Raw genomic sequence first — 9,310 nt, 5'->3', positions numbered from 1 at the left:
TCAATTCAACCAATCCATATAAATAAATTGGTATCAACAAACTTGGCACACTATTGAGTTCTCAAACAACAGACACATTCGAATACTTTTCAAACAAATATTTGAATTCCGATGAATTCTTTGTTATCATTTCTTCGCTGCGATGTTTCTAGCTTATTTCATTCATTTCCACTTTGCAAATCCGGCTATTCTTCCGAAATTCACTTGGTGGAGTGAATCCGCCCAGCAAAATATGAAGCAATTTTTCATTTCTGCGACTTGCGCATGAAGAATTGCTTTTCATTTGTAGGGGGTCTGTCACCACTCAGCGGCGGCGACTCAGAAAACAATACACGCTCCTCCCCGGCCTCGCAAATCGGCCGGAAAGGAGCGTGCACATGACGTCGTGGTAACTGTCAGCCCTAGGAAGCAGCCACTTCCACAGTTGCCAGGTTCTTCTTCCCGCGGCGCAGGAGCAGGTAGCGCCCGTGCAGAAGTTCACTGCCCGCAATGACTGCCTCAGGATCGGTGACCTTGGTGTTGTTGACATAGGCACCGCCTTCACCCACGGTCCGGCGGGCGGCCGATTTGCTGTCCGAGAGCCCGGAGGCCACGAGCAGATCCACGATGCCAAGGCCGTCAGCTGCAACACGGGCCGAAGGCAGCTCGGCGGTGGCAGCCGTCAGTGTCCGTTCGTCCAGCGCCGCAAGGTCCCCGCCGCCGAAAAGCGCCGCGGAAGCAGCGATGACCTTCTCCGTTGCCTCAACCCCATGGACCAGGGAGGTCACTTCAAACGCAAGCCGGCGCTGGCCTTCACGGGCAAAGGGACGCTCGGCAATGGAAACTTCCAGGGCTTCGATCTCGGCGCGCGTCAGGAAGGTGAACACCTTCAGCCGCGCGGCAACGTCGGCGTCGGCCGTGTTCAGCCAGAACTGGTAGAACGCGTACGGGCTGCACATCTCCGGATCGAGCCAGATGGCATTGCCTTCGCTCTTGCCGAACTTGGTGCCGTCCGAATTGGTGATGAGCGGCGTGCCAAGTGCGTGCACGTGCTTGCCCTCAACCTTGCGGATGAGTTCGGTGCCGCTGGTGAGGTTGCCCCACTGGTCAGAGCCGCCGGTCTCCAGCACGCAACCGTAGTCACGGAAGAGCTGGAGGTAATCCATGCCCTGCAGGATCTGGTAGCTGAATTCGGTGTAGCTGATGCCTTCATCCGAGCTCAGGCGGGAGGCAACGGCGTCCTTGCGGAGCATGGTGCCGACCCGGAAGTGCTTTCCGATCTCGCGCAGGAAGTCGATGGCGCTCAAGGGCGCGGTCCAGTCCAGGTTGTTAACCATCCTGGCCGCGTTTTCGCCTTCAAAGCTGAGGAAGCGGCGGACCTGTGCCTGGAGGTACCCGACCCATTCGGAAACGGTGTCCTTGGTATTCAGGGTGCGTTCCGCCGTCGGGCGCGGGTCACCGATCAGGCCTGTCGATCCGCCGACCAGGCCCAGCGGCCTGTGGCCGGCGAGCTGGATGCGGCGCATGAGGAGCAACTGCACGAGGTTGCCCAGGTGCAGGCTTGGCGCGGTGGGATCGAATCCGCAGTAATAGGTGATCGGGTCCCCGGCGAGCAGCTTTTCCAGTTCCACTTCATCAGTGGACACGTGGACCAGGCCGCGCCAGTTGAGCTCTTGCCAGATGTTGGCAAAGGTCGGATCGTTCTGTTGGGACTCGAGATCATTTAGTTGGGACACGTGATCTAAGTTAGCAGGATTGCCCGGTCCGCAGCGCTGCGCGGGAGCCAAATGAGCGTTGCATGACAGTGCCGCGGGACCGGCGGGAGGCCGGAACGATCCGGTCCTCCCGCCAGCCGTGTTCCAGGCAGTACCCAAAGGCACCAGCCAGGATCAGCGTTCGATGCCTGCCGGTACCGGAGCGGCGGAGATGAGCCGCAGCCGCTGGGTGGGCCGGGTCATGGCAACGTAGAGGTCCCCCACCCGTCCGTGCTCATGGTTGAGCATCATGGACGGCTCGAGCACCACCACACCGTCGAACTCCAGGCCCTTGGCCTCGCGCGGGCTGATGACGACGATGTCCTGCTCGTAGCTGCCGGCGCCGGTACCGACGCGGCGGCCGTAGGCAGCCCGCAGCGCGGAGGTGGCTTGCGGGAGGAGCTCGCCGTCGGCAATCACCGCAAGCAGGCCGCCGTCGAGCGCGTCCAGCTCATCCGGCAGGACCTCAACGAGCCGGCTGACCACTGACCCGTCATCCACGCGGTCAATGATCGGCGACCAGCGTCCCTCCCGGACCGCTTTGGGAGCCGAAATCACCAGTCCGGCGGCAGTGGCCATCCGGGCTGCAGCCTCCGCGATCTGCGACGGCGTGCGGTAGTTGACGGTGAGTTCCTCAAGCTGCCAGCGGTCGCCGAACATCGGCTCCAGCGCGCTCTGCCAGGACTTGGCCCCGGCCACGGAACTGGTCTGGGCGATGTCGCCGACAATCGTGAACGACTTCAGCGGGCAGCGCCGGACGAGCAGGCGCCACTGCATCGGCGACAGTTCCTGGGCCTCGTCTACAACAATGTGCCCGAATGCCCACGTGCGGTCAGTGGTAGCCCGTTCGGCCGCGGTGAGCCGCGCTTCGCGCTCCTGGTTCTGGTCCACGAGTTCCTCGGCCGTCATCAGGACGTCCACCCCGGCGGTTTCCATGTTCACCAGCGTTTGCTTGGCGTTGGCGATGTCCCGGGCGCGGTCGTGCTCCTGCTGGGCCAGGCCCCGGCCCGCTGCGGGATCAAGCTCGCCCAGAAGTTCAGCGGCCTCGTCCAGCAGCGGAACATCGGCCTCGGTCCAGGGACTGTCGGCCGGGCGGGCCAGCAGCGCGCGCTCAGCGTCGGTCAGCTGGGGCGTGCAGGCTTCAAGGATGGCCGGCTTGCTGAACAGCTCGGAGATGAGCTTCTCCGGCGTCATCGGCATCCAGCAAAGGTTCAGCGCGATCCGGACATCGCGGGCAGTGCGGACGTCCTCGGCGAGGTACGAGCGGTCGGCGTTATTGCCGATGCTGCCGGCCTCGACGAGCTCGGTCATCTGTTCGGTCAGCTCGCGGAGCAGGATCTTCACGAACGTCAGGCGCGCCTCGTTGTGCGGCTTGTGGGTGGCGCGGGCCTTCTCCCGTGCCCGCCGCACCTGGCGCGGGGTCAGGACCAGCTTGCGGCCGTCCACCTCAAGGATCCGGTTCTCGGCCGGAATGCGCTGCCTGTTGGACACGGCGTTGGCCACGACCTCGGCCATGTCCAGCCGTCCCTTGACGGCCGCGACATCCGCTTCCTGCTCCGGTACGGCATTGATGCCCGGCATGAGCCGCCCGACGCTCGCCATGACCACACCCGTCTCGCCGAGTGACGGCAGGACGCGCTCAATGTACTTCATGAACGACGACGACGGGCCCACGAGAAGCACACCGGCAGTCTTGAGCCGGTCGCGGTGCGTGTACAGGAGGTACGCGGCACGGTGCAGGGCGACGGCGGTCTTGCCTGTTCCGGGTCCGCCCTGGACGACGACGGCGCCGGAGATGGAGGAGCGGATGATCCGGTCCTGTTCCGACTGGATGGTGCCCACGATGTCGGACATGCGTCCGGTGCGCTTGGAGTTAAGGGCGGCCAGCAGTGCGCCCTCCCCCTGCAGGGATTCGTTGTCGGCCAGCATGTCGGCGTCCAGGACGTCGTCTTCAATGGCCTTGACCTCGCGGCCCTGCAGAATCAGGTGGCGGCGGCGGCGCACGCCCTGGCGGTCGAAGGCAGTGGCCTGGTAGAAGTGCCCGGCTTCGGGCGCGCGCCAGTCAACCATGAGCCGCTGGAGGTCATCAGTCGTCAGGCCGATGCGGCCGATGTACTGCGCCTCCCCCGAGTCCAGGTCAAGGCGGCCAAAAACCAGCCGGTCGTCCACGGCGTCCAACTGCGCCAGGCGGTCCTCATAAAGGGCCGCGAACGCGTCCCGTTCGGAAACGTTCTGCATTGTTCCCACGGCTCCGGCACGGCGGACCTGGGCTAGCTGAGTGCGCTTTTCCTCGCGCAACTCATCAAGGCGGGCATACAGTCCCGCAACATAGTCCCGTTCATGGGCCAAATCAGCGTCGAGCATCGAGACTTTCCCCTATCGCAAAAGACAGACCGTCCATTCTACAACCATTTTGTTGAACGCGCCTGAAACATTTCAGTTCCCCGGTTTTCCGCTTCCCGCTTCGGTCACCGGGTCCACGCCAACGCCGGTTTAACGGCCCCCGCGGGCCCACGCTAGAGCCGGATGAGCGAGCGGACGCGGTGGCCGCTCAGGGCGGAACGGCCGCGAAGCTCGCCGAGTTCCATGACCACGCCCACCCCGGCAACATGCACTCCGCAGCGCTCAAAAAGCCGCGTGGCGGCGCCGAGCGTGCCGCCGGTGGCAAGGACGTCGTCGAGAATCAGCACCCGGCTTCCGGCCGGGAGGTCAGTGGTGTGCAGTTCCAGCGTTGCGCTGCCGTACTCCAGCGCGTAGTCCTCCGAGATCACCTTGCGGGGGAGCTTTCCGGCCTTGCGCACGGTAATCACACCGGTGTTGGTGGCGTAGGCGGCAGCGGCGGCAAGAAGGAAGCCACGTGCTTCCACTCCGGCAACGGCGTCGAACTGGCCCTTAAAGGGCTCCACGAGTGCGTCCACGACGGCGTGGAGGGCAGCACCGTTGGCGAAGACCGGGGTCAGGTCCTTGAAGATGATTCCGGGTTTGGGATAGTCCGGCACCGTCGCGCAGAGGCTGTTGATCAGCTGGTCCACGGGAACGTTTCGTCTGGCTTGGCCCGGCTCGCTTAGATTCACGCATCCACCCTATGCCTGTGGACGCCATTCTTCACGATCCGCGCGCGGCCACAGGGCGGTCCGGGCGGGCCTTCGCAGCCTTGTAGCGCGAGACCGTGGGATCCCCGGTCAGCCAGAACCGCCATGGATACGCATGGCTGCCGCCCGCACCCGAAACCCCCACGCGCGGCCCGGTGCTGATCTCACGTGCCCGTGCCACGGGCAGCTCCAGCCTGAACGGCTCGCCGAGGACGTCCCGCCCGCTGTCCGCCGTCGTCAGCCCCAGTGCCGTGGCGAGCCGGGCGGGCCCGCTGGCCAGGTCTTTGGAGGATTTCGACGTCGTGCGCCTGGCCCGGGCAAGGTCCTCGCCGCCCACTATTTCCCCGCCCCGCAGCAGCAGGGCCGACGCCGTTCCGGGCGGTCCGCAAACAATGTTGGCGCAATAGTGCATGCCGTAGGTGAAGTAGACATAAAGGTGCCCGGCGGGGCCGAACATGGGTGTGTTGCGTCCGGTCTGTCCGCGGAAGGTGTGGGAACCGGGGTCCGGGTGCGGGGAGTCACGGGGGCCCAGATAAGCCTCCACCTCGGTGATCCGTACGGAAACGGCACCCTCCGGGCTGTCATGCGTCAGGACGGCGCCAAGCACCAGGGGCGCCACGTGCCGGGCGTCACCGGACAGCACTTGCCGCACGAAGTGTTCGTGTCCGGGGCGCGGCGGGCTGCTGCTCATGCACTGACTTTAACAAAGCGTCGCCGCATCAGGGTCCCCACGGCCGTGTCCGATTTCCGCTAGCCCCCGCTGCGGGGACCTGACAGGATGGAGCCATGGACTTCTGGCAGCGCTACCGGGCAATCGATGCCCGCGACACCCGTTTCGACGGGCAGTTCTACACCGCTGTCCGGACAACCGGCATCTATTGCCGCCCCTCGTGCCCGGCCAGGACGCCGAAGGCGGAAAACGTCACGTTCTACGAAACCTCCGCTGCGGCCCACGACGCGGGGTACCGGGCCTGCAAGCGGTGCCTGCCGGAGGCCGTTCCGGGCACGCCGGCATGGAACATCCGTTCCGACATTGCGGGGCGGGCCATGCGGCTCATCAACGACGGCGTGATCAACCGCGACGGCGTGGAAGGGCTCGCTTCGCGGCTCGGCTACTCGTCGCGGCAGCTCAACCGGATCCTTACCCACGAACTGGGCGCAGGTCCCCTATCGCTGGCGCGGGCCAGCAGGGCCCAGACCGCCCGGACGCTTCTGGTGTCCACGCAGATGAAGCTGGCGGACGTGGCGTTCGCAGCGGGGTTCAGCAGCGTCCGCCAGTTCAATGAAACCATCGGCGAGGTCTTCGCCATGACGCCGACGGCGCTCCGGGGCACGGCAGTCCGGGGCAGCGCAGTTCGGGGGACTGCCAGTCACCACCGGGCACCGGCCGCGACCACGGCGCTGACGCTGAACCTGCCCTACCGTGAACCGTTCGATCCGGGCGTCTTCGATTTCCTCGCGGTCCGGGCCATTCCCGGGATCGAGGCCGGCACCGCAACGTCTTACGCCAGGACCCTGCGGCTCCCGCACGCTGACGCCCGCTTTGGCACAACGTACGACGCCGGCGCCCCGGGGCGGCCCTTGGTCCTCACCATCGGTGCGGTGGATCTCCGGGACCTGCCGTCACTGCTGAGCCGGGTCCGTCGGCTCCTGGATCTCGACGCCGACCCGGTGGCCATCGACGGCGCACTGGCAGCAGATCCGCGGCTGGCACCGGCTGTCAAAGCCTTCCCGGGCATGCGGATGCCCGGGGCTGTGGATCCGCAGGAATTGCTGATCCGGGCCATGATCGGCCAGCAGATCACCGTCGCGGCCGCCCGGACCGCACTCACCCAACTCTCCGCCTGCGGGAGCGAGAGCCTGGTGCCGGCGGATGGGCTGCACCGGCTCTTCCCCACACCGGCCGAGATCGTCGACCAGGGTTTTGGCCTGTTGCGTGGACCCCGGCGGCGGATCGACTCCGTTCGGGCCGCCGCCGGTGCCATGGCCGCAGGGGACCTCGACTTCGGCTATGGAGACGACCTCGCCGGGCTGCAATCGAAGCTCCTCCCCTTGCCAGGCGTGGGTCCGTGGACCGTGGGATACGTCGCCATGCGCGTGATCGGAGCGCCCGACGTGTTCCTGGCCAATGACGCGGCCGTCCGCAACGGTATCCTCGCCCTCAGAGCCGGCGACCCGGCGGGCGCCGGCTCCCGGGAGTCCGCCGGCTGCCTGGAAGACGGCCGGCTGCCCGGCAAGCTCACGCCGGACTTCACCGAAGTGAGCCCCTGGCGTTCATATGCCACCATGCACCTCTGGCGGGCGGCCGCCATAAGCCCGAAGCCCAGGCAGACGCGGCAGACGCAGCAGGCACCGGTGCTGTCCGCCGTACCGCAGATTTAACCCTAATGAGTTAACCCCGCCGATTTCTCAGCCCCGTAGTTTTAACCCAGGAAAGTGAAGAAATGAAAGCCGAACTTCTGACCATGTCCACTCCGGACGGTCCGTTCACGATCATTGCCCGCGATGGTGCCGTCCTGGCGTCCGGCTGGACTGCCGAGACTGCGGAGCTGACCGGGCAGATCCATCCCGAACTGCTGCCGGATGAATTCGTCCCTGTCCTGGACCTGGGCGAAATCTCCGACGCCGTTACGGCTTTCTACGCCGGCGATCCGGCACCGGCCATGCGGGTGCCCGTACTGCAGAAATCGGGGCCTTTCCGCAGCCATGCCTGGGATGTCCTCCGCACGGTGAGCCCGGGACGGCCGGTCACCTACACCGAATACGCGGAGCTGTCCGGAAACCCGCGGGCCGTCCGGGCGGCGGCGAGTGCCTGCGCGTTCAACGCGGCGGCCCTGTTCGTGCCATGCCACCGCGTGGTGCGTACAGACGGAACCCTGGGCGGATTCAGGTGGGGACTCGCCGTCAAGCAAAGCCTGCTGGGACGCGAAAAGAGCTGACGGGAACCCCCGGGGCGGCGACCGGCCGGATTACCTGCCGGGCGCCTCGCTTGCCGGCCCGTTCAATTGCTGATCGGACCTACTTGGTGCTCGGAACTCCCGAGGGCCAGGGCAGCAACTCCGGAAGATCCACGCCGTCGGCCGCAGCAGACGCCCGCAGGCTGCCGAGGGAAGGTTCGCGCCCCGCGAGCCAGGCCGCGATGTCCGTCAGCATTCCGTTGATCACGGTGGACCGGTTTCCGGTGCCGACGGTCACGGGCGGAAGGCCGAGTGGCTGCAGCACGAACCGCTGCCCGTCCGGCACCCGGGCTGCCAGGAAATCGAACAGGTGCTCGCAGAAGGGCCGGCTCCAGGTTTCCGGGCCGAGGCCGGTCTTGAGGTCCGAGGCATGGATCACGAGTTCCCGCCAGAGCGCGAACCCGCCGTCCTGCACCACACCCCCGCGGTAGGAAATCGGAACCTGCCAGCCACCTGCGTCCAGGGAATCGAAGGCCCGCATGGCGCGCTCCAGCGCAGAGTCCAGATCGGCCCGGTGTTCCGCCAGGGTGTGGCCGGCTGCCATTTCGATGGCCTTGGTGCGGCCCTCTTGGCCGCCGTCGTATAGTTCCACGGTTTCGCCGCGCGCGGCGAATTCCAGTTGACGGGCCATCGCGTTCGAAATACCGGCCAGGTGGGCGAGCACGTGGCCCCGCGTCCAGCCTGGCAGCAGTGAGGACGCCGGGACGTCTTCTTCGGCGAGTTTGCCGGCCTGGGAGGCAACGACGTCGGCGGCTTTGTGGAGTTCGGCGAGCAGCGCTTCCGTTGTGATTGCGGTCATACCCGCCATCGTAGCGGACAGTTAATCGTCCTTAACGCAGGCCGGTACCCTGACCGGGGCTGTCCGGGGCTGGACCGAGCGGACCGGCTCCGTAGCGGTGGCGGACGTGGCGGCGGTCGTGCCGGGCCTGCCAGAACTCAATCTCGAGCGGCTGGACGGCGTAGAGCTGCCAGTCCGGATTGCTGCTGCCGTCCGCCGCAGGCCTGGCGGCCCAGTCTGCCGCCGACGCCTCGGCGGACAGCTCAACGACGCCGCCGGCCACGCGGACCTGCCGGCCCTGCAGCGGCCAGTAGAAATTCAGTGCAGCCTTCGGTGTCGCCGCGAGTTCCTGGCCTTTGCGCGAGGTGCGGGACGTCGCGATGTGCCAGCCGTCGTCGTCAATGTCTTTCAGGATCAGCATCCGGGACGACGGCTGGGCATCGGCTCCCACGGTGGCCAGACTGCACGCATGCGGCTGGGGTTCCCCGGCCGCAAGCGCCTCCGCAAGCCAGTGCCGGAACAGCTCGGCCGGGTCCTCCGGTGCAGCCTCGGGGTCAAAATCCGGCAGGTCGTCGGGGAAGTCGGGCAGGGCGCGGAGGTACCGGCGGAAGGATTCGCTCATGCAGCCACCTTAAACGCAGAACGCTCTCTCAGTTATTGCATGAATATTGGCAACGCTCTCTCACTTTGAACTGCTCCCCGGAAGTTGGACTGAGAAATTCAGTTCCGACTTCCGGGGAGCAGTTTTAT

8 protein-coding genes are annotated in these 9,310 nt (G+C 65.9%); 2 read left to right on the top strand and 6 right to left on the bottom strand.

Annotated features, from left to right (window positions below):
* Positions 1 to 401: 401 nt before the first annotated feature.
* From tyrS to AC07YR_RS23100, 4 genes are all read right to left on the bottom strand, one after another.
* A complete protein-coding gene (tyrS, locus tag AC07YR_RS23115) occupies positions 402 to 1,715 on the bottom strand; it encodes a tyrosine--tRNA ligase (protein ID WP_436057241.1) in 1,314 nt (437 codons plus the stop codon).
* A gap of 153 nt (positions 1,716 to 1,868) precedes the next feature.
* Positions 1,869 to 4,097, bottom strand: coding sequence for a HelD family protein (locus tag AC07YR_RS23110; protein WP_494735395.1), 2,229 nt, complete (start codon positions 4,095 to 4,097; stop codon positions 1,869 to 1,871).
* Between the two features lie 152 nt (positions 4,098 to 4,249).
* On the bottom strand, positions 4,250 to 4,807 hold the full coding sequence (locus AC07YR_RS23105) for an adenine phosphoribosyltransferase (RefSeq protein ID WP_055798229.1): 558 nt from the start codon (positions 4,805 to 4,807) through the stop codon (positions 4,250 to 4,252).
* A 31-nt stretch (positions 4,808 to 4,838) separates the two neighbouring features.
* Positions 4,839 to 5,516, bottom strand: coding sequence for a DNA-3-methyladenine glycosylase (locus AC07YR_RS23100; protein ID WP_494735394.1), 678 nt, complete (start codon positions 5,514 to 5,516; stop codon positions 4,839 to 4,841).
* Positions 5,517 to 5,611: 95 nt separating this feature from the next.
* On the opposite strand from AC07YR_RS23100, the gene AC07YR_RS23095 reads away from it, so the two are divergent.
* On the top strand, positions 5,612 to 7,207 hold the full coding sequence (locus AC07YR_RS23095; RefSeq protein WP_494735393.1) for a DNA-3-methyladenine glycosylase 2 family protein: 1,596 nt from the start codon (positions 5,612 to 5,614) through the stop codon (positions 7,205 to 7,207).
* A gap of 62 nt (positions 7,208 to 7,269) precedes the next feature.
* The gene (locus AC07YR_RS23090) at positions 7,270 to 7,764 is read left to right on the top strand and encodes a methylated-DNA--[protein]-cysteine S-methyltransferase (protein ID WP_055798238.1); all 495 of its coding nucleotides are present in this window, start codon (positions 7,270 to 7,272) and stop codon (positions 7,762 to 7,764) included.
* A 79-nt stretch (positions 7,765 to 7,843) separates the two neighbouring features.
* Here the strand turns inward: AC07YR_RS23090 and AC07YR_RS23085 are convergent, their stop codons facing one another.
* Both AC07YR_RS23085 and AC07YR_RS23080 read right to left on the bottom strand, forming a co-directional pair.
* Entirely contained in the window at positions 7,844 to 8,581 is a 738-nt protein-coding gene (locus AC07YR_RS23085; protein WP_055798239.1) for a maleylpyruvate isomerase family mycothiol-dependent enzyme, read from the bottom strand.
* Between the two features lie 31 nt (positions 8,582 to 8,612).
* Positions 8,613 to 9,182 carry a pyridoxamine 5'-phosphate oxidase family protein gene (locus tag AC07YR_RS23080; RefSeq protein WP_494735392.1) on the bottom strand — a complete coding sequence of 190 codons (570 nt, stop codon included), beginning with the start codon at positions 9,180 to 9,182 and terminating at the stop codon, positions 8,613 to 8,615.
* Between the last annotated feature and the right edge of the window lie 128 nt (positions 9,183 to 9,310).

The organism is Arthrobacter sp. GW460-12-1-14-TSB2 (genome assembly GCF_059423525.1).
Note: the sequence above shows the minus strand (reverse complement) of the source record. Positions and strands in the feature narration are given on the sequence as shown.